This window comes from Acinetobacter sp. 'aerobic (ED)' (assembly GCF_904886855.1).
GTDB lineage: Bacteria > Pseudomonadota > Gammaproteobacteria > Pseudomonadales > Moraxellaceae > Acinetobacter > Acinetobacter courvalinii.
In genome coordinates this window covers 137,718-164,256 of the sequence record NZ_CAJHGI010000005.1, presented here as the reverse complement: position 1 = coordinate 164,256, position 26,539 = coordinate 137,718, and the positions used below count along the sequence as shown (strand labels likewise).

At 42.4% G+C, this 26,539-nt stretch carries 28 protein-coding genes; 15 read left to right on the top strand and 13 right to left on the bottom strand.

Annotated features, from left to right (window positions below; genetic code table 11):
* Window positions 1-1,716: a proline--tRNA ligase gene (locus tag JO943_RS12065; RefSeq protein ID WP_202740899.1), complete on the top strand. Its 1,716-nt coding sequence runs from the start codon at window positions 1-3 to the stop codon at window positions 1,714-1,716.
* 56 nt (window positions 1,717-1,772) lie between these two features.
* Here JO943_RS12065 and JO943_RS12060 read toward each other — a convergent pair whose 3' ends face one another.
* The 5 genes from JO943_RS12060 to JO943_RS12040 form a co-directional block, all read right to left on the bottom strand.
* Complete coding sequence (locus JO943_RS12060; protein WP_009515078.1) at window positions 1,773-2,108, bottom strand: YegP family protein; 336 nt, start codon at window positions 2,106-2,108, stop codon at window positions 1,773-1,775.
* A 154-nt stretch (window positions 2,109-2,262) separates the two neighbouring features.
* Window positions 2,263-2,607 (bottom strand): zinc ribbon domain-containing protein YjdM, encoded by a 345-nt coding sequence (locus JO943_RS12055; RefSeq protein ID WP_005288813.1) that lies wholly within the window; start codon window positions 2,605-2,607, stop codon window positions 2,263-2,265.
* A 52-nt stretch (window positions 2,608-2,659) separates the two neighbouring features.
* Window positions 2,660-3,016, bottom strand: coding sequence for a DUF488 domain-containing protein (locus JO943_RS12050; protein WP_202740898.1), 357 nt, complete (start codon window positions 3,014-3,016; stop codon window positions 2,660-2,662).
* Between the two features lie 24 nt (window positions 3,017-3,040).
* Window positions 3,041-3,379 (bottom strand): DUF2004 domain-containing protein, encoded by a 339-nt coding sequence (locus tag JO943_RS12045; RefSeq protein ID WP_202740897.1) that lies wholly within the window; start codon window positions 3,377-3,379, stop codon window positions 3,041-3,043.
* Window positions 3,380-3,455: 76 nt separating this feature from the next.
* On the bottom strand, window positions 3,456-3,908 hold the full coding sequence (locus JO943_RS12040) for an SRPBCC family protein (protein ID WP_202740967.1): 453 nt from the start codon (window positions 3,906-3,908) through the stop codon (window positions 3,456-3,458).
* A gap of 181 nt (window positions 3,909-4,089) precedes the next feature.
* Between JO943_RS12040 and JO943_RS12035 the strand changes: the two genes are divergently transcribed.
* The 5 genes from JO943_RS12035 to JO943_RS12015 all read left to right on the top strand — a co-directional run bounded on the left by JO943_RS12035 (window position 4,090) and on the right by JO943_RS12015 (window position 7,320).
* Entirely contained in the window at window positions 4,090-4,812 is a 723-nt protein-coding gene (locus tag JO943_RS12035) for a YgfZ/GcvT domain-containing protein (RefSeq protein ID WP_202740896.1), read from the top strand.
* Between the two features lie 89 nt (window positions 4,813-4,901).
* Window positions 4,902-5,132 carry a hypothetical protein gene (locus JO943_RS12030; RefSeq protein ID WP_123775891.1) on the top strand — a complete coding sequence of 77 codons (231 nt, stop codon included), beginning with the start codon at window positions 4,902-4,904 and terminating at the stop codon, window positions 5,130-5,132.
* Complete coding sequence (locus JO943_RS12025) at window positions 5,104-5,457, top strand: low molecular weight protein tyrosine phosphatase family protein (protein ID WP_376746150.1); 354 nt, start codon at window positions 5,104-5,106, stop codon at window positions 5,455-5,457. The genes JO943_RS12030 and JO943_RS12025 overlap by 29 nt, the downstream gene beginning before the upstream one ends.
* A gap of 83 nt (window positions 5,458-5,540) precedes the next feature.
* A complete protein-coding gene (locus tag JO943_RS12020; protein ID WP_202740895.1) occupies window positions 5,541-6,263 on the top strand; it encodes a DsbC family protein in 723 nt (240 codons plus the stop codon).
* A 253-nt stretch (window positions 6,264-6,516) separates the two neighbouring features.
* A complete protein-coding gene (locus JO943_RS12015) occupies window positions 6,517-7,320 on the top strand; it encodes a tetratricopeptide repeat protein (RefSeq protein WP_202740966.1) in 804 nt (267 codons plus the stop codon).
* A gap of 44 nt (window positions 7,321-7,364) precedes the next feature.
* On the opposite strand, the gene JO943_RS12010 is transcribed toward JO943_RS12015, so the two are convergent.
* Together JO943_RS12010 and JO943_RS12005 are read right to left on the bottom strand one after the other, a co-directional pair.
* Window positions 7,365-9,494 (bottom strand): TonB-dependent receptor, encoded by a 2,130-nt coding sequence (locus JO943_RS12010; RefSeq protein WP_202740894.1) that lies wholly within the window; start codon window positions 9,492-9,494, stop codon window positions 7,365-7,367.
* A gap of 133 nt (window positions 9,495-9,627) precedes the next feature.
* On the bottom strand, window positions 9,628-10,194 hold the full coding sequence (locus JO943_RS12005) for a DNA-3-methyladenine glycosylase (RefSeq protein WP_202740893.1): 567 nt from the start codon (window positions 10,192-10,194) through the stop codon (window positions 9,628-9,630).
* Window positions 10,195-10,270: 76 nt separating this feature from the next.
* On the opposite strand from JO943_RS12005, the gene mutM reads away from it, so the two are divergent.
* Together mutM and JO943_RS11995 are read left to right on the top strand one after the other, a co-directional pair.
* A complete protein-coding gene (gene mutM / locus JO943_RS12000) occupies window positions 10,271-11,092 on the top strand; it encodes a bifunctional DNA-formamidopyrimidine glycosylase/DNA-(apurinic or apyrimidinic site) lyase (RefSeq protein ID WP_202740892.1) in 822 nt (273 codons plus the stop codon).
* A 33-nt stretch (window positions 11,093-11,125) separates the two neighbouring features.
* On the top strand, window positions 11,126-11,416 hold the full coding sequence (locus JO943_RS11995; RefSeq protein ID WP_005226949.1) for a peptidylprolyl isomerase: 291 nt from the start codon (window positions 11,126-11,128) through the stop codon (window positions 11,414-11,416).
* Window positions 11,417-11,452: 36 nt separating this feature from the next.
* Here JO943_RS11995 and JO943_RS11990 read toward each other — a convergent pair whose 3' ends face one another.
* From JO943_RS11990 to typA, 3 genes are all read right to left on the bottom strand, one after another.
* Entirely contained in the window at window positions 11,453-11,794 is a 342-nt protein-coding gene (locus tag JO943_RS11990) for a gamma-glutamylcyclotransferase family protein (protein ID WP_202740891.1), read from the bottom strand.
* Window positions 11,795-11,913: 119 nt separating this feature from the next.
* Window positions 11,914-12,345 (bottom strand): large conductance mechanosensitive channel protein MscL, encoded by a 432-nt coding sequence (gene mscL, locus JO943_RS11985; protein WP_005226947.1) that lies wholly within the window; start codon window positions 12,343-12,345, stop codon window positions 11,914-11,916.
* Between the two features lie 245 nt (window positions 12,346-12,590).
* Window positions 12,591-14,426 carry a translational GTPase TypA gene (gene typA, locus JO943_RS11980; RefSeq protein ID WP_005288850.1) on the bottom strand — a complete coding sequence of 612 codons (1,836 nt, stop codon included), beginning with the start codon at window positions 14,424-14,426 and terminating at the stop codon, window positions 12,591-12,593.
* 174 nt (window positions 14,427-14,600) lie between these two features.
* On the opposite strand from typA, the gene JO943_RS11975 reads away from it, so the two are divergent.
* The 5 genes from JO943_RS11975 (at window position 14,601) to JO943_RS11955 (ending at window position 20,136) form a co-directional block, all read left to right on the top strand.
* Complete coding sequence (locus tag JO943_RS11975) at window positions 14,601-15,959, top strand: uracil-xanthine permease family protein (protein WP_199973838.1); 1,359 nt, start codon at window positions 14,601-14,603, stop codon at window positions 15,957-15,959.
* 62 nt (window positions 15,960-16,021) lie between these two features.
* Complete coding sequence (locus JO943_RS11970; protein WP_202740890.1) at window positions 16,022-17,038, top strand: class I SAM-dependent methyltransferase; 1,017 nt, start codon at window positions 16,022-16,024, stop codon at window positions 17,036-17,038.
* A gap of 18 nt (window positions 17,039-17,056) precedes the next feature.
* Entirely contained in the window at window positions 17,057-18,514 is a 1,458-nt protein-coding gene (locus JO943_RS11965; protein ID WP_009515004.1) for an amino acid permease, read from the top strand.
* Window positions 18,515-18,767: 253 nt separating this feature from the next.
* Window positions 18,768-19,973, top strand: coding sequence for an RtcB family protein (locus JO943_RS11960; RefSeq protein WP_202740889.1), 1,206 nt, complete (start codon window positions 18,768-18,770; stop codon window positions 19,971-19,973).
* A 4-nt stretch (window positions 19,974-19,977) separates the two neighbouring features.
* Entirely contained in the window at window positions 19,978-20,136 is a 159-nt protein-coding gene (locus tag JO943_RS11955; RefSeq protein ID WP_202740888.1) for a hypothetical protein, read from the top strand.
* Window positions 20,137-20,277: 141 nt separating this feature from the next.
* On the opposite strand, the gene omp38 (JO943_RS11950) is transcribed toward JO943_RS11955, so the two are convergent.
* The 3 genes from omp38 (JO943_RS11950) to omp38 (JO943_RS11940) all read right to left on the bottom strand — a co-directional run bounded on the left by omp38 (JO943_RS11950) (window position 20,278) and on the right by omp38 (JO943_RS11940) (window position 24,282).
* Window positions 20,278-21,306, bottom strand: coding sequence for an outer membrane protein Omp38 (gene omp38, locus JO943_RS11950; protein ID WP_202740887.1), 1,029 nt, complete (start codon window positions 21,304-21,306; stop codon window positions 20,278-20,280).
* Between the two features lie 436 nt (window positions 21,307-21,742).
* The gene (gene omp38 / locus JO943_RS11945; RefSeq protein ID WP_126687657.1) at window positions 21,743-22,771 is read right to left on the bottom strand and encodes an outer membrane protein Omp38; all 1,029 of its coding nucleotides are present in this window, start codon (window positions 22,769-22,771) and stop codon (window positions 21,743-21,745) included.
* Between the two features lie 452 nt (window positions 22,772-23,223).
* Window positions 23,224-24,282, bottom strand: a complete 1,059-nt coding sequence (gene omp38 / locus JO943_RS11940) for an outer membrane protein Omp38 (protein ID WP_202740886.1) — start codon at window positions 24,280-24,282, stop codon at window positions 23,224-23,226.
* A gap of 365 nt (window positions 24,283-24,647) precedes the next feature.
* Between omp38 (JO943_RS11940) and JO943_RS11935 the strand changes: the two genes are divergently transcribed.
* The gene (locus JO943_RS11935) at window positions 24,648-25,163 is read left to right on the top strand and encodes a GspH/FimT family pseudopilin (protein WP_032875266.1); all 516 of its coding nucleotides are present in this window, start codon (window positions 24,648-24,650) and stop codon (window positions 25,161-25,163) included.
* Window positions 25,164-25,274: 111 nt separating this feature from the next.
* Window positions 25,275-26,450: a thiolase family protein gene (locus tag JO943_RS11930; RefSeq protein WP_202740885.1), complete on the top strand. Its 1,176-nt coding sequence runs from the start codon at window positions 25,275-25,277 to the stop codon at window positions 26,448-26,450.
* The last annotated feature ends 89 nt before the right edge of the window (window positions 26,451-26,539 follow it).

Genomic DNA, 26,539 nt, shown 5'->3' with positions numbered 1-26,539 from the left:
ATGCGCGCAAGCCGCTTTTTATTTGCAACGTTAAGAGAAACCCCAAATGATGCTGAGGTCATTTCACACCAGCTCATGTTACGTGCGGGGATGATTCGTAAACTCGCTTCTGGCTTATACTCTTGGTTGCCCATGGGAACGCGCGTTTTAAAGAAAGTCGATGCCATTGTGCGCGAAGAAATGAACCGTTCAGGTGCATTAGAAGTCTTTATGCCGGTGACACAACCTGCTGCATTGTGGGAAGAATCAGGCCGTTTTGAACAGTACGGTCCAGAATTATTACGCTTTAAAGATCGTCACGATAATCCGTTCGTACTGGGCCCAACCCATGAAGAAGTGATTACCGATTTAGCTCGTAATGAACTGAAAAGTTATAAGCAATTACCGCTGAATTTCTATCAGATCCAAACCAAATTCCGTGACGAAATTCGTCCACGTTTCGGGGTGATGCGCTCGCGTGAATTCATCATGAAAGATGCCTATTCATTCCATACCGATCAGGCGTCATTGCAAGAAACCTATGATGTGATGTATGACACCTACAGCCGTATCTTTACCCGCTTAGGTCTGGATTTCCGTCCAGTACAGGCAGATACTGGTTCAATTGGTGGTTCAGCTTCACATGAGTTCCATGTACTGGCAGCCAGCGGCGAAGACGATATCGCGTTCTCGACTGACTCTGATTATGCAGCCAATGTTGAAATGGCTGAAGCGGTTCTGGTGGGCGAACGTGCTGCCGCGACTCAAGCTTATACGCTTGTCGACACACCAAATCAGAAAACCATTGCAGATGTTTGTCAGTTCCTGAATGCAGATGCCAAGCAGTCAGTCAAAGCGCTACTGGTACAAGGCCCAACCGATGAAAAAGGCAATACACCAGTGGTTGCCCTGTTCTTGCGCGGTGACCATGAGCTAAATGATATTAAAGCTGAAAAACATCCGTTAATTGCTGCACCTTTAACTTTTGCAACTGAAGCACAGTTACAAGAACATGGTTTGACTGCTGGTTTCTGTGGCCCACAAGGTCTGGTTGAAAAAGGCTTAACCGTGATTGTCGATCGTGCCGCATCGGTATTGGCTGATTTTGTTGCCGGTGCCAATGAAGTGGACAAACATGCGACCGGTGTCAACTGGGATCGTGATGCCAAATTCACAGAAGTATTTGACTTACGTAATGTGGTTGAAGGCGATCCATCTCCAGATGGTAAAGGTACACTTCAGATCAAACGTGGTATTGAAGTCGGTCATATCTTCCAGCTCGGCACCAAATATTCAGAAGCCTTAAACTGTAAAGTATTGGGTGAAGATGGCAAGCCATTAACCGTGACCATGGGTTGTTATGGCATTGGTGTAACACGTGTAGTAGCTGCGGCGATTGAACAAAACTTCGATGATAAAGGCATTATCTGGCCACAAGCAATTGCACCGTTTGAAGTGGCAATTGTACCAATGAATGCACACAAGTCACCGCGTACCCTCGAAGCAGCTGAAGCACTGTATGCGGAATTACAGGCACAAGGTTACGACGTACTACTGGATGACCGTAATGAACGTCCAGGGGTGAAATTCTCTGATCTTGAATTGATGGGGATTCCACATCGTATCGTGATTGGTGAAAAAGGTCTGGATGCAGGCACTTTCGAATACAAAGGCCGTCGCGATGCCGAAGCAAGCAATCTGAACAAAGAAGAATTAATGGCAAAACTGGTCCGTTAATCTGACTAACAGATGTAAAAAAGCCGTTTAATTTAAACGGCTTTTTTATGGCTCAATTATACGGTTAAATCTTTTACCGTCTCAGAGGGGCCATTATTTTTGACAGATTCAATGCCCTTGTCACGTGACTGCTCACTTGCATACAGCTGGCTACTCCCGATCACCTGATGATTCGCTGCTTTTAAATTAAAATAAGGCTTGTCATTTTTCGACGTTAAACGCTCATAACGGCCATCATCCGGACTGTTTTTCTGAACAGATGCAATGCCATTCATTGCCGCTGCTTTGGTTTTATATAATTCACTATTTAAAACTGGCTCACCATTTCCTGCCTTAAGTGTAAAACGGTATTGCCCATCACTTGCCTGACTTACTTCGAACCATCCTGCCATAAGGACCTCTATTTATTGGAGTTACGTTTTGATTGTTATCTCATCCAATATAGATCAGCAATTGCCGTTTAAGAAGATTAATTTTTGTTCAAATTTGGTAAATAATGTAAATAAAAAAAAGGAGCATTTACATGCTCCTTTCCAAGTTATTTGATTAAACTTTTTTCACAAACTCAGACTTCAGTTTCATTGCGCCAACGCCATCAATTTTACAATCAATATTATGACCATCGCTTGCATCTGGTACTAAACGAATGCTTTTTACTTTGGTCCCGACTTTAACCACAGAAGATGAGCCCTTGATTTTCAAATCCTTAACAACCGTGACGCTATCCCCATCAGCCAACACATTGCCATTTGCATCTTTAATAATGTCTTGTACTTCAGCAGCCTGTGTCTCGCCTTCTTTCCACTCGTGTGAGCACTCCGGGCAAATCAATAAATCGCCATCTTGATAGGTATATTCTGATTGGCATTGTGGGCAATTTGGAAAAGACATAAAAAAATCTCAAAAAGGCTATTATGCGGGATAGACGCCTTTTTTCAAAACTTTAAGGTTGAATGTCCTTGCCAAGCAAATAATTCTTTAACACCAGCGCATGATTTAACTCAGGATCTTGAGCTGCATAAATCAGGGTTAACTGTTGATTTTCAGCCATCTGCCTGAGTTGTTCCACATGTGGATTACCTTGCAGCTCCTGATAATAACCTTTCTGAAAACTTAACCAATGCTCGGCCTGATGACAAAACGCTTTTCTTAACTCAGTAGACGGTGCAATTTCTTTTAACCACAAGTCCAGATGTGCCCGCTCTTTTGAAATCCCGCGTGGCCACAACCGATCAACCAGCACACGCTGGCCGTCAGTTGCTGCAACAGGATCATAAATACGTTTTATTGCAATCAGCACTTTTTTCTCCTATTGGAAGTCTGTTTAGCTTTCCATGCAAATATCAATCACCTGACCTTGTGCATCAAAGCTGACACAAATCACATACTGGGTTATCTCATCGGGTAAAGTGAAATCCAGCATTTCACGGCTCTCAATCTCATCACTTTGCCATGAATCGGCCAACACCAATAAATCCAGCACCTGTAATGGTGTAGGTACAGCGCTTCCAGAATATTTTTTCCAATACTCTGGCTCAATTTCTTCAACATGGTGCTGGATAAATAACTCCACACTCTCTTCTGCCTGCTGATTTTCTAAAGCAGCCCGCATGGCAACACGCGCAAGCTGCTCTCGTCCTTTAACAATTGCTTGTTCAGACATTTGATTCCCCAATTTAATTATTCATCCAATATTTTTTTGTTTTTCTCACTCACCCGATTTTACTTAACGAAAGTCTTTATTCGTCAGGTATTTCCGCTTGAACCAACAGGCCCAATAAATACAAGGATTCTTGCCAGCCCAGATAACAGGCTTCTACAGGAATTACATAAGGAATTCCCTCCTGAGTAATATGCACCTCTGTGCCAACCATAACGGCTTTGAGCTCAATCGTGACCTGAATATCACCGGGTAAGTTTGGATCGTCGAATTTGTCGGTATAACGCAGCAGCTCATTCGGGACAATTTTAATATATTTGCCTCCAAAGCCATGCGTTTGACCTGTGGAAAAATTGGTAAAGGACATTTTATACGTTCCACCTTCCTGTGGATCGAGATGATGAACTTTTGCGGTAAATCCATGCGGTGGTAACCATTTGACCAAGGCATCCGGATCAAGAAAGGCTTTAAAAACACGCGCTGGAGGCGCACTCAATACGCGATGTAGTTTTACTGTTCCAGTCATTATTATTCTCCCATGTCACGCTCATTGTGTTTGGTCGATTTATCATAGCGACTTGGCAGGCGAATGCGATGCCACTGATCTTTCATTTGAGCACGATTATCGACAATCTAAAGCTGCTTTTTTGTGAAAAATGGCGCAAAATAACAGTCCATATTTTAGTGATCAGAATGCAGCTTAGGATTGATCTATGAGTCAGCTTGCTTTTACTGCTTTTAGCTTAAATGGTGTAGATGCACAAAAATTTCTACAAGGCCAAGTCACCATTCACGTTGAACGCATACCAGAAAATGAAAGTCGCTATACTGCTATTTGTGATTTAAAAGGACGTATTCATTTTGGTCTATGGATTAAACGATTAAATCCAGAAAGTTTTGAGTTAGTGACCACGCAAGACCAAGCCGAAGAATTTGCCAAACATATTAAAAAGTTTGGTGCTTTTTCCAAAATGAAACTAGAACAAACAGGTCCAGTTTTTCCAGCAGTCAATGGTATTCAAACCGAGTTTTCTTCAACAGAAACTGATATCAATACTTGGCAAATTCAAGCGATTCAATCTGGACAGGCCTGGATTCAGCAAAATACCGAACATCTGTTCCAGCCACAAGAATTACGCCTGCATCAACGCGATGGCGTACATTTCGATAAAGGCTGTTATCTCGGTCAGGAAATCGTAGCGCGTCTTTGGTTTAAAGCAAAACCAAAACACTGGTTACACCTGATCCAGGCTCAAGCAGATGTGCCAGCGCCAGCCACCCAACTGAGCAAAGATGTTGAAGTGGTCAATAGTGTTGCATTTGAAGATGGCTATCTCGCGCTTGTGATTGCCAAACCTGCTGCACTGACAGAACTTGGCGTGACTGTTCTGGACTTGCCTGAAGCATTGAATGGTGATGTGGCGCGTCCAAGCTAGTCACTTGTAAAAATTAAGCTTTAGTCTTATATTGAAAACTCATGTGTTATCGCGGCTGCTGAACCCGATCAACTCATGAGTTTTTTAATATGGATGATTTATCACAACAACGTAATCGCGCATGGCGTCGTAAACAAAAATTTCTATTTCGTGGGCGAGACTGTCGGCATACTTCACTTTGCTGGAGACCGACTAAACAATGGAAATATCTCTATACACGACAAGATAAACTTGCACGTGCCAAACAATTAGGAATCGAATACCCTCGAATTTCCAAAGCAAAATTTTTACGTGAAGCCCATTTCAATTATTGGATTTAAGCTACTGAACACCCTCTTTATTTGCAGTCGTAATCAATGGCGCAGTCCAACAGCTGAACGGATTTTCGCTCAAGGGTATGGTCTACATACCCGTTCAGCAGGGACCAGTCGCCACGCTAAACATACTATTTCAGTTAGAGACATTGCTTGGGCCGATCAAATTTTTGTAATGGAATCCCGGCATAAGCAACAAATTAAAGAAAAGTTCTCAAAACAACTACAACATAAAAAAGTCTTTGTCCTCGACATCCCTGACGACTATCAATATATGGACCCTGAGCTGATTGAGTTGCTACAATTCGCATTGTTGCCCTATTTAAAATAAAGTTGAAATCCCGTTCTTGTCGAAAATAGAAATGAGCGTTATTGTTCATCTATCCTTAACTCGACTGATTTCTAATGAAAATAATGATCAAAACACTGCTGTCAGCACTCACCTTGAGTCTGATCGGTTTGCAAACCGTGCATGCGGACAGTAAAACCCTCGAGCAAAACTTCAAAAAAAATTATCCAGAGATTGCTGTTAAATCAGTTAGCCCCTCCCCGTTACCGGGTATTTATGAGGTTTATGCGGCGGGTAAGATTATCTATACCGATGAAACAGCCAAATATCTTTTTTTCGGTAACTTACTGGATGTTCAAAACAAAAAGAATTTGACCGAGGACCGCTTAGCCGAGTTAAGCAAGATTGATATCAAGCAACTGCCGCTTGATCAGGCGATTAAATATGTTAAAGGTAAAGGCGAACGTACACTCTATGTGTTTAGTGATCCGGATTGTCCTTACTGCCAAAAGCTCGAGCAACATATGACTTCGGTGGATAATGTCACCGTCTATCTGTTCCTGTTCCCGCTAAAAAAATTACATCCTCAAGCCGAAGCGGTGGCCAATAAAATCTGGTGCTCAAAAAATCAATATGAAGCTTGGGAAGATTACATGTTGCACCGTAAAGCCCCAAAAAGCACGACCCAATGTGAAACACCGATACAGAAGAATCTGGCATTAGGACAAAAGCTGCAGATTGATGGCACACCGACTTTATTCCTGCAAAACGGAATGAGACTCTCAGGTAGCCCACAAAATGCTGAGCAGATTGAACAGCTTTTGAAAGAAGCGAGTACGAAGAAATAAAGATAAAATATGGAGGCTTGTTGACTCTTTTGCCAGCAAGGAGTTGCAAGCCATTCTTTAAAATATTAATCATACATATTTGATTTTAAATAAATTATAAAAAAACACAGATCAAAAACCGCTTTTTCCCCTGCCAAGATTTATACAAATTCCTTATTTACATTTTTCCGCAAGCTTTTATGATGACAACAGCATATTGAGTTCTGCTATGCAAAGGATGAAAGCAGATCAACATGAGAAAGGAAAAATAAAGATGAAAAAATTGCTCATTGCGAGTTTAATCACCCTTGCAAGTCATACTACCTTCGCCGCTGATAGTAAAAATGCTACCACTGATGTGTTTGCAAAAGCCACTCAACTCTATGAAGCAAAAGACTACAATGCTGCCTTTCAGGAAATGCACCGTCTGGCAGATACAGGAAATACCCAAGCGATTTATAACCTTGGTTATATGCACCAGATGGGACAAGGAACAAGTAAGGAAGATAGAAAAGCTTTGCAATACTATCAGGATGCATCTAACAAAGGCTATGGCAAAGCCAGTTTCACACTTGCCCAGCTCTATCACACGGGTGATTTAGGTGTTGCAAAAAGCGATCAGAAATATAAAGAGTATTTGGATAAAGCTTCGAATCAAGGTTCAGAAGAAGCGATTGTTGAATCTGCAAATATATTATTCAGACAAGGTAAACCTGAATATGACCAGATGGCTGTGCAGAAACTATTACCGTTGTTAAGAAAGAACTATTACCCAGCTGTGCATTTAAAAGCGATTTATGATTTGAGCTTGGGGGTAAAGAACAAAAATCCATTTATGCAACAACAGGCAGTTGAAACGCTTAAAGATTTAGCGAAAAAAGGATACGCGCCTTCTCTAATGGTATTAGGAAATATGCTAGCGAATGGCGGGATTGTTACACAAAATCTGGAGGAATCCAGATCAATTTTCAGTGGCCTAGCTAAACAGAATTATCCGAATGCAAAAGAGTCTTTAGCTAAAGTTGATGAAGCCATTGCTGCGAAAAAAGCTGCGGCAGCTCAGACACCTAAAAAATAATTTATGCAGCAGCACTTTACCACCCAAGTGCTGCTGAACGCTCCTTAAAATTGCTTGCTTACTTTAATTCCCGCACTCCAGTTACGACCATCGGCAGGTTCAAAGAAACGGCTGCTTCCTTCGTTGACAATCACTGAGCCTGCATAGTTTTTATCGAACAGATTATCTACGCGCGCAAAGCCATTAATGCCCCAATCAGCATATTTCCATGCATAACCCGTATAGATCGATGCCACGGTATAGCTTGCAGCAGCATCACTATTGATATCATTGACATAGACCTTATCCATAAACTGAGTATCAAGTCCTGCATAGAAACCTTGCTCTGGCTGCCACACTACGCCAATAAAGGCTTGATTCTTGGCAATTCCAGGAATTGCATTGCCTTCTGGAATTTCTGCAATCTTCCCAGCAGCAGGTACTTTCGAATCAAAAGTTGCATCGAGATAGGCATAACTGGCATTCACGGCTAAATCTTTCCAAAGCTTCTTATTCCATGCAAATTCAACACCTTTACGCAGGGTTTTATCCGCATTACGGAATGTCGCGCGCCCGCCCATGCTTTCGGCTGCGACGATGTCATCTTTGGTTTCGATATAGAAGGTCGCCAAGTTAAAATCACCCAGCGTATTGGAAGATTTTAAACCGAGTTCATAGTTATCACTTTTTGATGGTTTTAAGTCGAGCGTACTGGCACCACCTTGTGCAGGATAAGCCATTTCAGTAAAGGTCGGTGTTTCAAAACCTTTGGCATAGCTCGCATAAGCCAGAACTTCCGGAATGATTTGCCAGCTTAATGCAACCGAAGGCAATACTTCTTCATAAGTTGTCTTACCGCTGTTATCACCGTTCAAACCAACGATATAATGATCTTTTGATTTGTAGTGCACATTGCTATAACGTAGCCCTGTATCTAAACGCATGCTGGGTAAAAAAGACCACGATGCTTGTAGATAGGGATCAACATTCCACAAAGTATTACGTTCATCACGGCGCAAAGCACCTTTCACCCCTTTATCACCTGCATCATTAAAGTTTTGGTAGCCTTGACGGTCTTCATTCATTGCATCAATCGCTACCCCTGCACTAAATTGGGTATTCGGTAATAAATCTTTTCCAGTCCAGCGGAAGTCAGCCCCATAATAATCACGTTTGAAGTCAATTACGCCACCAGCTTGATAGGGCGTATTGGGATTCTTCTGTACCGTATCTGGAATAGACTGGTATTGTGTTACCTGACGTTGCCCAATATAAGTCATCGCATACAATTCATTTTGATCATTGATGGGTTTTGACCAAGTCAAACCTATCTGGGTCTGATCAATTGTTTTGCGAGCATTGTAATCCAGCACATTTTTAGCGACCTGTTTCGGATTTTTCTCCCAATCTGCACGGGTTAACCCCCCCGGATCATCTGCATCGATCTTGACATAGTTGGTGACCCAATTGACCTTACTGCCATCGTCGAGATCCCATGTCAGCTTGGCATTACTTAAAACTTTATTGGCACCACTATGGTCACGAAAACCATCGGTATCAAAATAAGAAGAGCTGACGATATAGCTCGGTTCATTCTGGTTTTTGGCACCGCCCTGTAACACGAGACCTGCACGATTTTTATTGTGGCTACCACCCGCATAGCTCATCTCAATCGAATCTTTGCCCTGTCCCTCTCGCGTTGTGGCTAATATCGCGCCACCAGAAGAGTTTCCATAAAGAGAAGAAAATGGGCCGGTTAAGACCTCAAGATGACTCAGGCTACCCAAATCAATATTTGAAGTTTGACCTTGACCATCCGGCATGGTTGCTGGAATGCCATCAGTATATAAGCGGATGCCGCGCACACCAAAGGTTGAACGTGCACCAAAACCACGCATCGAGAGCTGCAAATCTTGTGCATAATTTTCCCGGTTACGTAACTGAACACTTGGAATGCCCTTAACCACTTCAGTTAAATTAACCTGAGCGGACTGATCATTTTTAGGCATATCGGTCCTAAAAATGGAGGCAGGTGTTTGCATATAGGTGGTATCGGTACGTGTTGCTTCGACACGTAGGGTCGGTAATACCGCTACCTCTTGAGCCAACGCTTCGGCCCAAACAAGCGGGCTAGAAATGCAGCCCATACTCATCAAAATACCGTAATGAAGTCGGTTTAAACGTAATAAGGACATGCTTATTTCCTTTATTTATATGGGAGTTATGATAACAAAAAGCAGTGCCTGGTTTGGACTTTGAATTCAATCCGGAGAACGGTAAATCTGGAAAATACGGCATCATTTACTAAAAAATGATCTACCCGTAAGGTTATCGGCTCAACGAAGGATGATCTTTCCAGCAATATCGTTCAGGCCAGTCTTTAGCTTCTTCGGCGTAATCAATTCCTATACGGGGCGTTAATATCACTTCCGGTTGTGTCGTTGCTGCTTTCACCCACAAGCCCGACTCTTCCCCCAAGCATTGCCCTTTTAAGGTTCGGTCAATGCCTAAATAACGCGTCAATTTACCTGGTCCAGCCAAAAGCTGATATTGCTTTTTAGTGGAAGCGTCTTTTAAAAATGCAGAACGAATCATCACTCCTTCCGGGATGCTTTCGGTCTGAGTAATCAGATTGAGCATTTCATACATGCCATAAATTAAATAGACATAAATCGTGCCACCAGGTCGATACATCACTTCTGTGCGGGCTGTCCGCTTATCATTGTAGCTATGACAGGCCTTATCACGAACGCCCAAATAAGCTTCTGTTTCGGTAATGATACAGCGGATGACTTGGCCATCAGGTTGCCGCTTACACAAGACGCAACCAATTAAGTCATAGGCCACTTCCGAGGTTTCACGTTGAAACCAGCTTAATGGTAAAATATCTGACATAGTGATCTCTGAAATAATCCATAGCACACGTTATACTTGATTCATCCAGTATATCTGTTCATTCTGCGAGTTGGCGATGCCTGAGTTACCCGAAGTCGAAACAACCAAAACCAGTTTACTCCCCCTTCTAGAGCAACGCGTTCAAGCGGTTAAAGTCTTGAACCCGAGCTTACGCTGGCCTATTCCAAATGATCTGGACAAACTGGTTGGGCAACGTTTGGTCGGTCTTAAGCGTCGTTCTAAATATATTCTGGCCGAATTTGAACAGGATCAGATGCTTTGGCATCTGGGCATGTCCGGCAGTTTCCGTCTATGCCAGCCGAATGAGGAATTGAGGAAGCATGATCATCTGATCATCGATTTTGAAGACCAGCAGCTTCGCTACCATGATCCACGTCGCTTCGGTTGTATTCTCTGGCTTGATCAGCATCATCAGGGCAAGCTGATTGATCCGCTTGGACCGGAGCCGCTCAGTGATGATTTTAACGCCGCCTATTTGCGCGAAAAGCTGAGTAAAAAAAATGTCGGCATTAAAATTGCTTTAATGGATAACCATGTGGTGGTCGGTGTTGGCAATATTTATGCAACAGAAAGTCTTTTCAACATTGGTGTGCACCCGGCACAACCCGCTTCGACTTTAAGCAAACTACAAGTGGAAAAGCTGGTGGTTGAAGTGAAACGCATCTTAAAACAAGCCATTGAATTAGGTGGTTCAACTTTGCGTGATTACACCAATGCGATGGGTGAAAATGGCTATTTCCAGCAAACCTTACTGGCCTATGGCCGTGCTGGGGAAATGTGCGTCAATTGCGAGACTACCTTGGAAAATCTAAAGCTCGGTCAACGTGCCAGTGTATTCTGCCCACAATGCCAGCCTTTAAAACGCAACAAAGCCTAAATGATTTAAGTGCTATTAAAGGAGAACAACCTCATGCAAACTGCAATTGTTCGACATATTCTCGTAAAAGATAAAGATGTGGCTGAACAGCTGAAAAAGCGTATTCAGTCGGGTGCTGATTTTGCCAAAATTGCCAAGCAATATTCGACCTGCAACTCTGCCAAACGTGGGGGCGAGCTCGGTGAAATCAGAAAAGGACAGCTGGTTCCTGTCATCGACAAACTGGTATTTACCGCAGCAGAACGTGTGTTACATGGTCCGGTAAAAAGCCAGTTTGGTTTTCATCTGGTCGAAGTTAAATTCCGGATGGGCAATTTAAGGTAAGCAGATCGAGCTTAAACCCCATGGTAAGCTCATTCTTTATTCAGGTTTTGCTCGCTCTTTCATGACATAGGTCCATGCGGTGGTTGGCTCACCTGTCGCCAGCTGGACTTCAGTCTGTACTCTCTCATACTGCATGCCTTCAAACTCATCCAGCATTTGCCAGTTTTGCTCAAGTTTTTCCGTACTAAACAGATATCCTTCAACCAGGGAATCCTGCGGATTTAAGACAATTGCCGGTAGCCCCTGATCAGGCCCCCAGTCTAGTATATGAATGGTGCCACGCACCGTAGCAGGTTGCCAGTCTCCACCAATCCCTCCCAAAATATGTGCATTTTCGCGATTTGGGCATAAGGTGCCGTATACAAATAATCGATTCATCAATTTTCCCCCTCAATCTGCACAGCATCTTAAAATGAAATCGTGCAAGTTACTCGTCTCTTTTTACAGACAATAAAAAACGGCATCAAGGATACCGTTTTTCTACATCAGCTGAATGATCAGCCTTGTTTTTTCAATTCATCACGGATTTCACGTAACAATTGCACATCTTCAGGAATCGCCTCTGGCTCAGGCGCAGCTTCTTCTTGCTTGCGGATACGGTTCATGACTTTCACCAGCAAGAACACGACCCAGGCTAAAAGCAGGAAGTTAATCAAGATGGTGAGGAAGTTACCATAGGCAAATACATTCAAGCCAGCATCTTGTGCCGCTTTGAGCGTAGTGATGTTAGTTGGATTATCCCCGAGAATCAGGAACCAGTTGGTGTAATCCACTTCACCGCCCAAGATCCATGAAATCACAGGCATTACGATATCTTTCACCAATGAATCAATGATTTTACCGAAAGCACCACCAATGATGACACCAATCGCTAAATCCATCATATTGCCTTTGATTGCAAATTCTTTAAATTCTTTAATAATACTCATCTATTACTCTCCAGAGTCGAACTTGATCACGCCCTGTTTTGGCATTGTTTATTACACAGGCGCAGTTATTCCAATAATGTTGGTAATTTAATATTTTTATCAAAAAAAGAAAGCTATTTCACACTTTAACAACACTTTTTATTTTCATAAAAATATGTCCTTAAGCATGTTCTTCCCCTTGAATTTATGCAATAAAAAACCGCTAAATAAATTTAGCGGTTTTGTCATTTTTCAGTGAAGAAAAATTATTTATCACGATTACGCTTACGTTCGTTTTCAGTTAAGTAACGCTTACGGATACGAATCGATTTTGGTGTTACTTCAACTAACTCATCATCCTGAATGAATTCAAGCGCTTGTTCAAGCGTATATTCCATTGCAGGGGTTAAAGTTAAAGCTTCATCAGTACCTGATGCACGAACGTTAGTTAACTGCTTCGCTTTGGTTGGGTTTACAACCATATCGTCAGAACGCGAGTTAATACCAATGATCATACCTTCATACACTTCTAACTGTGGCTTAGCGAATAAACGACCACGGTCTTGAAGTGTGAATAATGCATAGCCCAAGCAAGTACCTTGAACCATAGAAATCAACACACCATTTTGACGTTTCGCAACAGTACCTGCTTTTGCCGGACCGTAGTGCGAGAAGCTTGAGGTCATGATCCCTGTACCTGAAGTCATAGTCAGGAATTCAGAACGGAAACCAATCAAGCCACGTGAAGGTACAGTTGCTTCAATACGGATACGGCCTTTACCGTCAACTTCCATATTGGTCATTTCGCCTTTACGGAAGCCCATTTGTTCCATTACAGAACCTTGATGCTGTTCTTCAACGTCAAACGTTACGTTTTCGTATGGCTCTTGTTTTTCGCCATCGATTTCTTTCATGATCACTTGTGGACGTGATACGCCCATTTCGAAGCCTTCACGACGCATGTTTTCAATTAAAACTGAAAGGTGAAGTTCACCACGGCCTGAAACCTTGAAACGGTCTGGACTGTCAGTATCTTCAACACGAAGTGCTACGTTATGAATCAATTCACGGTCAAGACGTTCACGGATGTTACGTGAAGTGACGAACTTACCTTCTTTACCAGCAAACGGTGAGTTGTTTACTTGGAAAGTCATCGATACAGTTGGTTCATCTACAGACAATGCTGGTAATGCTTCAACATTTTTAGGATCACAAATCGTGTCAGAAATGTTGAGTGCATCAATACCCGTAATACAGATAATGTCACCAGCTGAAGCTGATTCAACATCAACACGCTCTAAACCATGGTAACCCATGATTTTTAAGATACGGCCGTTACGTGTATTGCCATCTTTATCGATAACAGTAACAGGTGTATTTAATTTCACTGAACCACGCTGGATACGGCCAACACCGATAACACCTACGAAACTGTTATAGTCAAGTGATGAAATCTGCATCTGGAAAGGACCATCAACGTCAACTGCTGGTGGTTCAACGACATCTACAATCGTTTGGAACAACGGCGTCATATCTTCCGCTAATTCTTCTGGTGAAGGACCTGCAACACCACGAAGACCAGAAGCATAAACAACCGGGAAGTCTAACTGCTCGTCAGTACCGCCTAAGTTATCAAACAAATCAAAAACTTGATCGATAACCCAGTCTGGACGCGCGCTTGGCTTGTCGACTTTGTTGATAATCACGATTGGTTTTAAACCACGCGCGAACGCTTTTTGCGTTACGAAACGCGTTTGTGGCATTGGACCTTCTTGTGAGTCAACAAGAAGCAATACACAGTCAACCATCGACATTACACGTTCCACTTCACCACCGAAGTCGGCGTGTCCCGGGGTGTCGACGATGTTAATGCGGTATTCGGTGTTTGTACGTGCATCTAACCATTTGATTGCAGTGTTTTTTGCAAGAATGGTAATACCACGTTCAGACTCAAGCGCGTTAGAATCCATAACACGTTCAATCTCGCCTGCGCGATCACCAAGAGCACCTGATTGTTGTAAAAGTTTGTCGACTAGAGTCGTCTTACCATGATCGACGTGCGCAATAATGGCAATGTTACGGAGAGTTTTAATATCTGACATGTAATTCGATACGCTTTAAATTTGAGGGCAAATTATACAGAAAAATACTACAGTTTAGTAGTGACAGTTTATTGACAGTGCACTTTTTTTCTGACGAAGTGACATTGAATCGTTGGTAAAGCGAGCTAACTCTATTAGAATATCGCGCTAATGCCTCTCGCTTTTTATACTCCCATGTCGAATTCACAACCTCAGCAGCAGCTTGATCTGGTCTACGGACTCAATGATCGACCGAAACCTTTTGTTGCATTTTTAGCCGCTTTACAGCATCTTTTGGCGATTTTAGTCCCGATTGTGACCCCTGGACTGCTGATTTGTCTGGCACTTGGCGTCTCTCGCGAAGACACCAATATGATCTTGTCCATGTCTTTAATCATCTCGGGTATCGCAACCTTTTTACAATGCAAAAAAGTTGGCCCATTTGGTGCAGGACTTTTGATTGTTCAGGGTACCAGTTTTAACTTTATCGGACCGATCATCGGTATTGGAAGTGCAATGGTTGCGGCAGGCACCCCAGTTGAACAAGTAATGGCTGCCATTTTTGGTGTGGTCATCGCAGGTTCGTTTATTGAAATGGGCGTCTCCCGAATTTTGCCGTGGGTGAAAAAGCTGATCACCCCTCTGGTGACAGGCATTGTCGTGCTTCTGATTGGTTTAACCTTGATTAAAGAAGGACTGATCAGCATGGGTGGTGGTTATACGGCCATGCAGGACAATACCTTTGCCAATACCGATAACCTGATCATGTCATGTAGCGTGCTGGCCATTATTATCCTGCTGAATCGTATTCGGATTATCTGGGTCAAAAGTTCAGCCATTCTGATTGCTTTGGTGATTGGTTACATCCTTGCCGGCTTCATGGGACATTTAAACTTTTCCGTACTGCAGGATGCGCCTTTAGTTCAAATTCCAACACCAATGCATTTTGGATTAAGCTTCTCCTGGAGCTTATTCATTCCAATGGCCTTCATTTACCTTGTCACTTCACTCGAAGCCATTGGTGATGTCACGGCGACCAGTAAAATTTCTAATCAGCCTGTTGATGGTCCGGTCTGGATGCAACGCATTAAAGGTGGCGTACTGGTTAATGGCGCAAACTCCTTTCTGGCGGGGATCTTCAACACCTTCCCAAGTTCCGTGTTTGCACAAAACAATGGTGTGATTCAGCTGACAGGTGTGGCAAGTCGTTATGTCGGGATCTGGATTGCAGTATTACTGATTATCTTAGGACTGTTCCCTGCTGTTGCTGCCGTGATTCAAGCGGTACCACAAGCCGTATTGGGTGGCGCTGTGATGGTCATGTTTGGTGCTGTTGCCGCTTCCGGGATCAATATTCTTTCAAGTATTCACCTTGATCGTCGTGCCCTGCTGATTATTGCCATTTCACTTGCGCTCGGCCTCGGTGTTGCTCAAGTCCCTCAAATCCTTGAACACTTGCCCGAGTTATTTAAAAATATTTTTAGCTCAGGTGTGGCAACAGGCGGTATTGCAGCCTTGATTTTAAATATTGTTTTACCCGAAACACATAAGTAATTCACAAATAACGTCAAGTGCCCAGTTTCACGACTGGGCTTTGTTTTTGATGAGAGATCAAAATGGATCCACGTAGTGAAGTTGTCATCAGACAGCAAGATTATTTAAAGGGGCAAGTCTTACTGATTAATGCACCCAATGATCAACTCGCAAAAAACTTACCAGAGCAAGTCCAGGCATCGGTTTGGAGCTGGAATTATGCTGATCATCAGGCTTTTCAAAATACCGGCATTCACTCACATTTTTCGGTTGAGTTTCCGCAAGCCAGCTTTGATCAGGTGGTTATTTTTGTACCCAAATCAAAAGAGTTACTGAATTATATTCTGCATGTTGTGGTCAGCCACCTAAAACTTGGGCAGAATGTCTTTCTGGTCGGTGAAAAAAAAGGCGGCGTAGAACGTGCAGCCAAACAATTACAGCTCTATGGCAAAACACTGAAGCTGGATAGCGCACGTCATTGCCAGTTCTGGCAAATGAAGATCGAAAAAACTGAGCAGTTGAAACCACTTGAACATTGGTTAAAAAGCTATACAGTTCAAATAGATCAGGATCAATTAAAGGTCTGTGCCCTACCGGGTGTGTTTAGTCAGGATCATTTAGATGTCGGAACAGCCGTCTTAGTCCCTTACCTTAGTCAAGTAAAATCAGGTAAGATTGCCGACTTTGGTTGTGGTGCTGGAATTATTAGCGCTTATTTAGCCAAGCTAAATCCGAACCAGCAAATTTTTGCACTTGATGTTGATGCATTTGCTTTACGTTCAACTGAACTGACTTTCCAGAAAAACAATCTGGATCTCAACCAGTTAACTCTACAACCAGTAACAGGTTTTAGAGATGCGCCCAAAGATCTGGACGCTATCGTAAGCAATCCACCTTTTCATCAGGGGATTCATACCAATTACGATGCAAGTGAAGAACTTTGCCAGCTTGCGAGCGTACACCTGAAAAATTCAGGTGAATTATGGATCGTGGCAAACCGTTTTCTGAACTATCCCCCTCTCATTGAACAAAGTTTTGGTCAATGTATGGTGAAAGCTGATCAACAAGGATTCAAGGTGTTATATGCCTGTGCAAAATAAACATTTTAAGGAATTTTTATGAGCGATACATCTGCTCCTCAACACCTACAGCGTAAGCTCGGGGCACGTCACCTGAACATGATTGCCATTGGTGGATCGATCGGCACAGGCTTATTCCTCGCTTCAGGTTCAACCATTGCCAATGCAGGTCCTGGTGGTGCGTTACTGGCTTATGCCCTGATCGGTATCATGATTTATTTCTTGATGACCAGCTTAGGTGAGTTAGCCACGCATAATCCAACCTCTGGTGCCTTCTTTACCTATGGTAGCCGTTATGTCGAAGATGGCTTTGGTTTTGCCTTGGGTTGGAACTACTGGTACAACTGGGCCATTACCGTGGCGTTTGAACTGGTTGCAGTGCAGTTCATCATGAAGTTCTGGTTCCCCGATATTCCTGGGTTCTACTGGAGTGCGATCTTCCTTGCGATTATTTTCGGAATCAATGCATTAACCGTCAAAGGCTTTGGTGAAAGTGAATTCCTATTCTCTTTGATCAAGGTGGTTGCCATTATCGTGTTTATTGTCATCGGGATCTGGATGATTGCCAAAATCATGATGACACCCAATGTATCGGTATTTCAACACTGGACGTATAAGGAAGCCCCTTTTGTTGGTGGATTCCAGGCTCTGATTGGTGTTGCCATGATTGCCGGATTCTCTTTTCAGGGCACTGAAATGGTTGGGGTTGCCGCAGGTGAATCCAAAGATCCGAAAAAAACCATTCCATTGGCAATCAAACAAATCTTCTGGCGTATCCTACTGTTCTATATCCTGTGTATTTTCATCATCGGCACATTAGTCAGCTATGATGATCCACTGTTGTTAAAAGCAGCACAAAGTGAAGATATTGCGCTTTCACCATTCACGTTATTGTATGAAAAAGCAGGTTTTGCTTTTGCAGCAAGCTTGATGAATGCGGTGATTCTCAGCGCAATTCTGTCTGCGGGTAACTCAGGCATGTACTCTTCTACCCGTATGTTATTTGATATGGCCAAAGAAGGTCGTGCACCGAAGTGGTTCTCCAGACTGGATGGTCGTGGCGTACCTATGAATGCACTCTATGCGACGACTGCGGTTGCAGCGTTGTGCTTCCTGACTACCTTTATCGGCGAGAAACAGGTCTTTAACTGGCTACTCAACATGTCCGGAATGTGTGGTTTCATTGTCTGGTTAGGGATTGCAATTTCACACTACCGTTTCCGTAAAGGTTATATTGCTCAGGGTTATAAGGTTGAAGATCTGGCTTATCGTGCCAAATTCTTCCCATTCGCACCCTGGTTTGCATTTATTCTTTGTTCAATCATTATCTTGGGTCAAAACTATCAAGCCCTGCTGGGTGGTAAAATTGACTGGTTAGGCCTAGTTTCAACCTATATCAGTATTCCATTATTCTTGGTGATCTGGCTAGGGTATAAGTGGAAACACAAGACCAAACTGATTGCCTATAAAGACATGAATGTGAAAGAAGGCGAATAAAAAAACACTTTTCACTTGACCCGAATGAAAATATGAGTAAAATTCCGCTCATATTTTCAACGGCACCACACAATAGGAGGACGACAGCATGCCATTACAATCAGGAACTACACGATAAGATTTGGCACTGTCGACTCACGGACAAGTGTACAAATCGATTGATCACTTGTCCGAATGCTCTATTTAACCTGGCATTCGCTGGGTTTTTTTATGCCTGTTCGGACGAAAAACTAAAATATCCCGAGACAAGAAAATGGGCATACAAAAAATACTTAATGCTGATGCTGCTTATGGCGTTCCAGTGAAAATCTTCACCAACGATATTGATAGCGAAAGTATTGAACAATTGAAAAAAATGGCACAATTGCAATTTGTTTATTCACATATTGCAGTGATGCCTGACGTACATGTCGGTAAAGGTGCAATGGTTGGTAGCGTGATTCCCACGAAAAATGCCATCATTCCAGCTGCAGTCGGCGTAGATATTGGTTGTGGCATGAATGCCATCAAACTCAATCTGAAAGCTTCACAGCTTCCGGACAATCTTGCACCGTTACGTCATGCCATTGAACGCAAAGTGCCAGTGGGCTTTGAATTGCATAAACAGGTCAAAGCGAAAGCATCAAGCATTATCCCGCTTGAAAAACGCTTACAACCCATCATTAAAAAGCATCCAGGCCTAGTGCGCATGCTCAGGAAATTTGATGCCACCTGGCAAAAACAGCTTGGTACTTTAGGTGGAGGCAATCACTTTATTGAACTCTGTCTGGATGAAAATCAGGAAGTCTGGGTAATGCTACATTCCGGTAGCCGTGGCTTAGGCAATGTGATTGGCACCTACTTCATTGAACTGGCAAAGAAAGAAGCGCAACATCGTTTTGGGCATGTACCCGATAAAGATTTGAGCTATTTTGCGGAAGGTTCAAATAGCTTTAATGATTATGTTGAGGCAGTTGAATGGGCCCAGGAATATGCTTTTGAGAATAGACGTGAAATGATGCGTCTGATTTTAGAAGCAATCCGCCCCCTGCTACCTCCATTTCAAATGACCAAAGAGGCCATTAACTGTCATCATAACTATGTCAGCCGAGAAAATCATTATGGCGAAGATTTGCTGATTACCCGTAAAGGCGCCATTCGAGCTGGACTAGATGAGTTAGGTATTATTCCAGGCTCGATGGGGGCTCGCTCTTACATTGTTAAAGGCAAGGCCAATCCCGAATCTTTCTGCTCATGTTCACATGGCGCAGGACGAAAAATGAGTCGTAATAAAGCCAAACTTCTATTTAGCCAGGATGACCTGATTCAGCAAACACAAGGCATCGAATGCCGAAAAGATAGTGGCGTTATTGATGAAATACCCGGTGCATATAAAGACATTGATCAGGTGATGGCAAACCAGTCAGATTTGATCGAGGTCGTGCACACTCTCAAGCAAATTTTATGTATTAAAGGTTAATACTATGAAACTGAAAGCCATGCCGAAAATTAAAGCACGTAATCCTGTCGCACTCTCACCTTTATTGCATAAAGGTGGTGTGCATGAAACTGAAAAACCACGAGCACAACATCGTCGTGATAGACAAGAGGCCAAACAGCAACTCAAAAAGCAAATCTGGTAACACCCTATTAAATAAACTTAGTATTTTCAATAGCAACGCAGGAGTATTCTACATGTTTAATTTTTATTATGATCAGACCACAACCCAACAAAAAAGCGACTCTGACGTGTCGCTTTTTTTTATTCAGTAAACCCACTCAAATTATTGAGCTTGCTGACCTGGTTGTACTTGAACAGTACGGCTGCCAGAAATGGTCGCAAATACACGACGGTTCATCGCACGGCCTTCTTTAGTTTTGTTATCCGCAATCGGCTGATCCCAAGCGAAGCCTTGAGTCGACAAACGGGATGCGTCAACATTGTATTCATTTACCAGTGAAGCCTTAACTGAGTTAGCACGTGCCAAAGATAAACGTTCGTTTAACTTACGTGGACCAGTGTTATCTGTGTGACCTTCAATACGAGCAGTCGCATTCGGGTATTCAGCCATTTTTGCAGCAACCTGAGCAATCTCAGTTTTGTATTGTGGCTTGATCGTCGACTTGTTGGTATCGAAGAATACACGGAGTTCCATGTTCAGGTCTTCAGTCAACTCTTGTGGTGGCGGAGTGACTGGCGTTGGTTCAACTGGCGCAACTTCTACCACTGGTGCAGCAGGTTTCAAGTGACCACCAAGAACGACGTTTAAGCCAGCAAGCGCTGTGTAGTTCCAGAATTTTTCATCAAAGTGGTAAGTACCACGTGCTTCTGTACGAAGAGACAAAGCATCGTTCAAACGCCAGAACACACCACCACCAGCATTTGCCAATGTACCTTCTTGTTTGCCACCATAGATGTCATCACCTTCGTATTTGTAGTGACCAGCACCCGCTAATACGTATGGTTTGATTTTGCTATCGTAGTTCTTAGTGATCAAATCAGAAGTCACATAAGCATTACCTGCAATGTTACGACCTTTATAATCGTTATTGGTGCTGGTATCACCTTTAATCTGGCTATATTCAACTTCTGCGCCTAACCAAGGTGTAATTTCTACGCCAAGTGCAGCACCAACGAATAAATCGTCATCTAACTCTGCGCCTGGGGTTAATTGACCTTTATCACCACGGTTGTTATGTTCAGTATCGAACATGGTATAACCCAGCATTAAAGGAGTGACTGTTACGCCTGCATTTGCAGCAGCCAAAGGAGCAGCAACAAGCAGAGCAAGTGCGATACGACTCAATTTCATAAATATTCTCCAAAAACAAAAATTGTTTGTTCTGTAAACCCTAATAGCTTTTGAATACCAAGAAATAGTCTTGTTGTACCTTTTCAGCAATGCGCTTTATATGCAATTAAGTGAATACTGAATATCTCTTCAGTACTTCTTATCATTTTATTTAGCAGTCACTGAAAACGACTTATTTCTCTCCCAAAAATTCTAACTTAGCAGCCTCCAACAAAGCAGTGAGAGCTTATCACTTTTTAATCAAAATATTAACCAGTTGTCAAAATCTTTTCAATAAAACTAAACAATCCTCACGATACCCTCATTATTTAATCAAGATTATTCTGTTTTTTAAGAAGGAAGTCCTTTCTTTTACATCAACCCTACAGAAAAACTTATGTTCATAAAAAAAGCGACTCTGACGAGTCGCTTTTTTTATTCAGTAAACACACTCAAATTATTGAGCTTGCTGACCTGGTTGTACAAGAACAGTACGGCTACCAGTAATCGCAGCGAATACGCGGCGGTTCATCGCACGGCCTTCTTTAGTTTTGTTGTCAGCAACCGGTTGATCCCAAGCGAAACCTTGAGTTGACAAACGAGATGCATCAACATTGTATTCATTTACCAGTGAAGATTTAACCGAGTTAGCACGCGCCAAAGATAAACGTTCGTTTAACTTACGTGGACCAGTGTTATCAGTGTGACCTTCGATACGAGCAGTCGCATTCGGGTACTCAGCTAACTTCTCTGCAACTTTCGCAATCTCAGTTTTGTATTGCGGCTTGATGTCAGACTTGTTGGTATCGAAGAATACACGGAGTTCCATGTTTAGGTCTTCAGTCAACTCTTGTGGTTGTGGCGCAACTGGTGTTGGCTCAACCGGAGCAACTTCTACTACTGGTGCAGCAGGTTTCAAGTGACCACCAAGAACCACGTTCAAACCAGCAAGCGCTGTGTAGTTCCAGAATTTTTCATCAAAATGGTAAGTACCACGTGCTTCTGTACGTAGAGACAAAGCATCGTTCAAGCGCCAGAACACACCACCACCAGCATTTGCCAAGGTACCTTCTTGCTTGCCACCATAGATGTCATCACCTTCGTATTTGTAGTGACCAGCACCCGCTAATACGTATGGTTTGATTTTGCTATCGTAGTTCTTAGTGATCAAGTCTGAAGTCACATAAGCATTACCAGCAATGTTACGACCTTTATAGTCATTATTGGTGCTGGTATCGCCTTTAATCTGGCTATATTCAACTTCTGCGCCTAACCAAGGTGTAATTTCCACACCAAGTGCAGCACCAACGAATAAATCGTCATCTAACTCTGCGCCTGGGGTTAATTGACCTTTATCACCACGGTTGTTATGTTCAGTATCGAACATCGTATAACCCAGCATTAAAGGAGTGACTGTTACGCCTGCATTTGCAGCAGCCATAGGGGCAGCAACAAGCAGAGCAAGTGCGATACGACTTAATTTCATGGATATCCTCCAAAAACAAAAAATTGTTTGTTCTGTAAACGCGAATAACTTTTTTGAATGCTGAGAAATAGTTTTGTTATATCTTTTTCAGTCATTCACCTTAGCTTAAATCATACAAATACCTGACCAATTTTCCAAGTATTTAGTAACATTTGCTCAGGGTACCACCAAAAAGACGTATCTCTCTTCAAAAAACTTAGAAAATTCTAAATTTAACAATATCTAACAAAGCTGTGAGAGCTTATCACTTTTTAATCAAAATTTTAACAAGCTATCAAAATCTTTTCAAGAAAGCTAAATAATTCCAACACGATATTCGCAGTAGAGCCCAGCTATCCAGATTTACTTTTAGAATATGAGGCCCTACTTTACTCATCAACGTGAAATAACTTTTTTCAGTATAAAAAAAGCGACTCTGACGAGTCGCTTTTTATTCAGCTCAAAAACTCAAATTATTGAGCTTGTTGACCTGGTTGTACAAGAACAGTACGGCTACCAGAAATCGCAGCGAATACGCGACGGTTCATAGCACGACCTTCTTTAGTTTTGTTGTCAGCAATCGGTTGATCCCAAGCGAAACCTTGAGTTGACAAACGAGATGCATCAACGTTGTATTCATTTACAAGTGAAGATTTAACAGAGTTAGCACGCGCTAAAGATAAACGTTCGTTTAACTTACGTGGACCAGTGTTATCTGTGTGACCTTCGATACGAGCAGTCGCATTCGGGTATTCAGCTAACTTCTCTGCAACTTTCGCAATTTCAGACTTGTATTGTGGTTTGATATCAGACTTGTTGGTATCAAAGAACACACGAAGTTCCATGTTAAGGTCTTCAGTCAACTCTTGTGGTTGTGGAGCAACTGGAGTTGGTTCAACCGGAGCAACTTCTACTACTGGCGCAGCAGGTTTCAAGTGACCACCAAGAACAACGTTCAAACCAGCAAGTGCTGTGTAGTTCCAGAAATCTTCATCGATGTTATAAGTACCACGAGCTTCTGTACGAAGAGACAAAGCATCGTTCAAGCGCCAGAAAGCACCAAAACCAGCATTACCTAAAGTACCTTCTTCTTTCAAGCCACGACCTGCACGACCTAATTCAGCAGCGCTAGCATCTTCAAACTTGTATTTGTAGTGACCAGCACCTAATAATACATATGGCTTGATTTTGCTGTCATAGTTTTTAGTGATCAAATCAGAAGTAACGTAGAAGTTACCGTTGATTTGTTGTTGCTTGTATTCAGCATTAGGAGTAGCGCCGTCAACATCACCTTTAACTTGGTTGTATTCAGCTTCAAAACCTAACCAAGGTGTTAATTCAATACCTAATGCAGCACCAACGAACAAGTCGTCTTGGATTTCTGCACTGTTAGTTAAATTCTCAACACTGTTGTTGTGTTTAGTGTCTTGGAATGTGTAACCAAGCATTAATGGAGTTACTGTTACGCCAGCATTAGCAGCAGCTAAAGGAGCAGCAACAAGCATAGCAAGTGCAATACGACTCAATTTCATGGATATCCTCCAGAGATAACAATTGTTTGTTGTGTAAGCTCAGCCTATGATTTTTCGTACTGAGAACATTAATGTTCTACAACATTATTTTCAGCCATTCACTTCACTTTGAATCATACAAACACTTGATGAATTTTCCAAGTGCTTGATAACTTTAACCTCGTAAATTATTGACAAAATTGCTTACAATTTCCGTTGTAGTTCCGTAAATTTTCAATTTTCATACAGCTTCTAATAGATTACTGTCTATGAATCTATGCTTAAGTATTATTTAACTTATTTGTTAGTTATTTTCACCATCACAAATAGGAAGCAACCTTAACATATTGTTAATAAAAAAGTTAATAAAAATAGACAGGAAAAACATGTTTAGACCACATGGATTTACATTAAGTGAATTGCTTACCGTGATCAGTATTCTGGCGATTCTCACCTTTATGGCCCTACCACATTTTCGCGACTTAATGGTTTCAAGTGAAGCCAATTACTTAAAAAGAAACCTCACAATTCATATACAAAAAGCAAAAACCGATGCACTGCTTTATCATAAAAATGTGATGCTCTGCCCAAGCAATGATTTAAGTGAGTGTGGCAGAGACTGGAATCAGGGCTTTATCGGATTTATAGATAGCAACCGCAATAGGGAACGAGATCAGAACGAAGTCTTGCTCTTTGCGGTTGCCCTAAAGCTTAAATATGGTGATCTGCATTACAGTGCTTTTGGCTCTACTCCCAATGCAATCATTTTTCAGGGTGAAAATGGACTGCCCTTTGCTGCAAATGGCAGTTTTACTTACTGTTCAACTTCGCCTGACTACCATACTAAAATACGCTTAAGCCGCATGGGCAATATCCGCTTTGAGAAAATATACAGCTGTTAAAAACTCCTCAGTCTAGCTTAAAAAAAGTAAAACACTTTATTCCGGTTGTTTTTTTAATATACTGCTTAAGTTTGGAACATTTTTTATAAATTATAAGTGTGGAGACACATAATGACTGACATCGTAATTGTTAATGGCGCTCGTACTGCAATGGGCGGCTTCCAAGGTGCATTATCAGGTGTAACAGCGCCTGAGTTAGGTGCTGTAACGATTAAAGAAGCTATTGCTCGTTCTGGCGTACAACCAACTGATGTAGAAGAAGTCATCATGGGTTGTGTATTACCTGCTGGCCTCAAACAAGGTCCAGCTCGTCAGGCTATGCGTAAAGCCGGTTTACCAGACTCTACTGGTGCAGTCACCATCAACAAGCTTTGTGGTTCTGGCATGAAAGCAGTAATGCAGGCAGCAGACATGATCAAGGCCGGTAGTGCCGAGATTGTGGTTGCGGGTGGTATGGAATCAATGACCAATGCGCCTTATGTATTACCTAAAGCACGCGGCGGCTATCGTATGGGCCATGGTGAAATCAAGGATCATATGTTCCTTGATGGTCTTGAAGATGCAGAAACAGGTCGGTTAATGGGTTCATTTGCTCAGGACATGGCAAATCAACGTCACTATACTCGTGAACAAATGGACGATTTCGCGATCCGTTCTTTACATCGTGCACAGAAAGCGATTACTGAAGGCTACTTTAAAGACGAGATCGTCCCTGTAACGGTTTCTACCCGTAAAGGTGATGTGGTTGTTGATCAGGATGAACAACCATTAAGTGCAAAAATTGATAAAATCCCGTCGCTTAAACCAGCTTTTGCAAAAGACGGTACTATTACCGCAGCGAATGCAAGCTCGATTTCTGATGGTGCCTCTGCACTGGTCCTTACTTCAAGCGAAGTTGCGGCACAACGTGGTTTACAACCTTTGGCAAAAATTATTGCCACAGCGTCTAACTCACAGCACCCTTCTGAATTTACCATTGCCCCTGTCGGTGCAATCGAAAAAGTATTGAAGAAAGCGGGCTGGGATGCACAAGAGGTTGACCTTTGGGAAATCAATGAAGCATTTGCGATGGTGACCATGTGCCCAATTGATGATTTCAAACTGGATGCAGAAAAAGTGAATATCAATGGTGGTGCTTGTGCATTAGGTCACCCTGTTGGTTCTACAGGTTCTCGTATCATCCTCACCTTGATTCATGCCCTTAAACGCACAGGCGGTAAAAAAGGTGTTGCAGCACTCTGTATCGGTGGTGGTGAAGCAACTGCAGTTGCGATTGAATTGATCTAAGGCTCGATCGTTTAGCTGAAAAATCCTGTCCAGTGCAGGATTTTTTGTTTTGGCAATTACAAAAAATAATGCACCCATTGTTAAATTCC

What these genes read in the sequence shown, in the direction of transcription:
- JO943_RS12065 (WP_202740899.1), top strand. Translation starts at nt 1, where the DNA reads ATGCGCGCAAGCCGCTTTTTATTTGCAACGTTAAGAGAAACCCCAAAT.
- JO943_RS12060 (WP_009515078.1), bottom strand. Translation starts at nt 2,108, where the DNA reads ATGGCAGGATGGTTCGAAGTAAGTCAGGCAAGTGATGGGCAATACCGT.
- JO943_RS12055 (WP_005288813.1), bottom strand. Translation starts at nt 2,607, where the DNA reads ATGTCTTTTCCAAATTGCCCACAATGCCAATCAGAATATACCTATCAA.
- JO943_RS12045 (WP_202740897.1), bottom strand. Translation starts at nt 3,379, where the DNA reads ATGTCTGAACAAGCAATTGTTAAAGGACGAGAGCAGCTTGCGCGTGTT.
- JO943_RS12035 (WP_202740896.1), top strand. Translation starts at nt 4,090, where the DNA reads ATGAGTCAGCTTGCTTTTACTGCTTTTAGCTTAAATGGTGTAGATGCA.
- JO943_RS12030 (WP_123775891.1), top strand. Translation starts at nt 4,902, where the DNA reads ATGGATGATTTATCACAACAACGTAATCGCGCATGGCGTCGTAAACAA.
- JO943_RS12020 (WP_202740895.1), top strand. Translation starts at nt 5,541, where the DNA reads ATGATCAAAACACTGCTGTCAGCACTCACCTTGAGTCTGATCGGTTTG.
- JO943_RS12015 (WP_202740966.1), top strand. Translation starts at nt 6,517, where the DNA reads ATGAAAAAATTGCTCATTGCGAGTTTAATCACCCTTGCAAGTCATACT.
- JO943_RS12010 (WP_202740894.1), bottom strand. Translation starts at nt 9,494, where the DNA reads ATGTCCTTATTACGTTTAAACCGACTTCATTACGGTATTTTGATGAGT.
- JO943_RS12005 (WP_202740893.1), bottom strand. Translation starts at nt 10,194, where the DNA reads ATGTCAGATATTTTACCATTAAGCTGGTTTCAACGTGAAACCTCGGAA.
- mutM (WP_202740892.1), top strand. Translation starts at nt 10,271, where the DNA reads ATGCCTGAGTTACCCGAAGTCGAAACAACCAAAACCAGTTTACTCCCC.
- JO943_RS11995 (WP_005226949.1), top strand. Translation starts at nt 11,126, where the DNA reads ATGCAAACTGCAATTGTTCGACATATTCTCGTAAAAGATAAAGATGTG.
- JO943_RS11990 (WP_202740891.1), bottom strand. Translation starts at nt 11,794, where the DNA reads ATGAATCGATTATTTGTATACGGCACCTTATGCCCAAATCGCGAAAAT.
- mscL (WP_005226947.1), bottom strand. Translation starts at nt 12,345, where the DNA reads ATGAGTATTATTAAAGAATTTAAAGAATTTGCAATCAAAGGCAATATG.
- typA (WP_005288850.1), bottom strand. Translation starts at nt 14,426, where the DNA reads ATGTCAGATATTAAAACTCTCCGTAACATTGCCATTATTGCGCACGTC.
- JO943_RS11975 (WP_199973838.1), top strand. Translation starts at nt 14,601, where the DNA reads ATGTCGAATTCACAACCTCAGCAGCAGCTTGATCTGGTCTACGGACTC.
- JO943_RS11970 (WP_202740890.1), top strand. Translation starts at nt 16,022, where the DNA reads ATGGATCCACGTAGTGAAGTTGTCATCAGACAGCAAGATTATTTAAAG.
- JO943_RS11965 (WP_009515004.1), top strand. Translation starts at nt 17,057, where the DNA reads ATGAGCGATACATCTGCTCCTCAACACCTACAGCGTAAGCTCGGGGCA.
- JO943_RS11960 (WP_202740889.1), top strand. Translation starts at nt 18,768, where the DNA reads ATGGGCATACAAAAAATACTTAATGCTGATGCTGCTTATGGCGTTCCA.
- JO943_RS11955 (WP_202740888.1), top strand. Translation starts at nt 19,978, where the DNA reads ATGAAACTGAAAGCCATGCCGAAAATTAAAGCACGTAATCCTGTCGCA.
- omp38 (WP_202740887.1), bottom strand. Translation starts at nt 21,306, where the DNA reads ATGAAATTGAGTCGTATCGCACTTGCTCTGCTTGTTGCTGCTCCTTTG.
- omp38 (WP_126687657.1), bottom strand. Translation starts at nt 22,771, where the DNA reads ATGAAATTAAGTCGTATCGCACTTGCTCTGCTTGTTGCTGCCCCTATG.
- omp38 (WP_202740886.1), bottom strand. Translation starts at nt 24,282, where the DNA reads ATGAAATTGAGTCGTATTGCACTTGCTATGCTTGTTGCTGCTCCTTTA.
- JO943_RS11935 (WP_032875266.1), top strand. Translation starts at nt 24,648, where the DNA reads ATGTTTAGACCACATGGATTTACATTAAGTGAATTGCTTACCGTGATC.
- JO943_RS11930 (WP_202740885.1), top strand. Translation starts at nt 25,275, where the DNA reads ATGACTGACATCGTAATTGTTAATGGCGCTCGTACTGCAATGGGCGGC.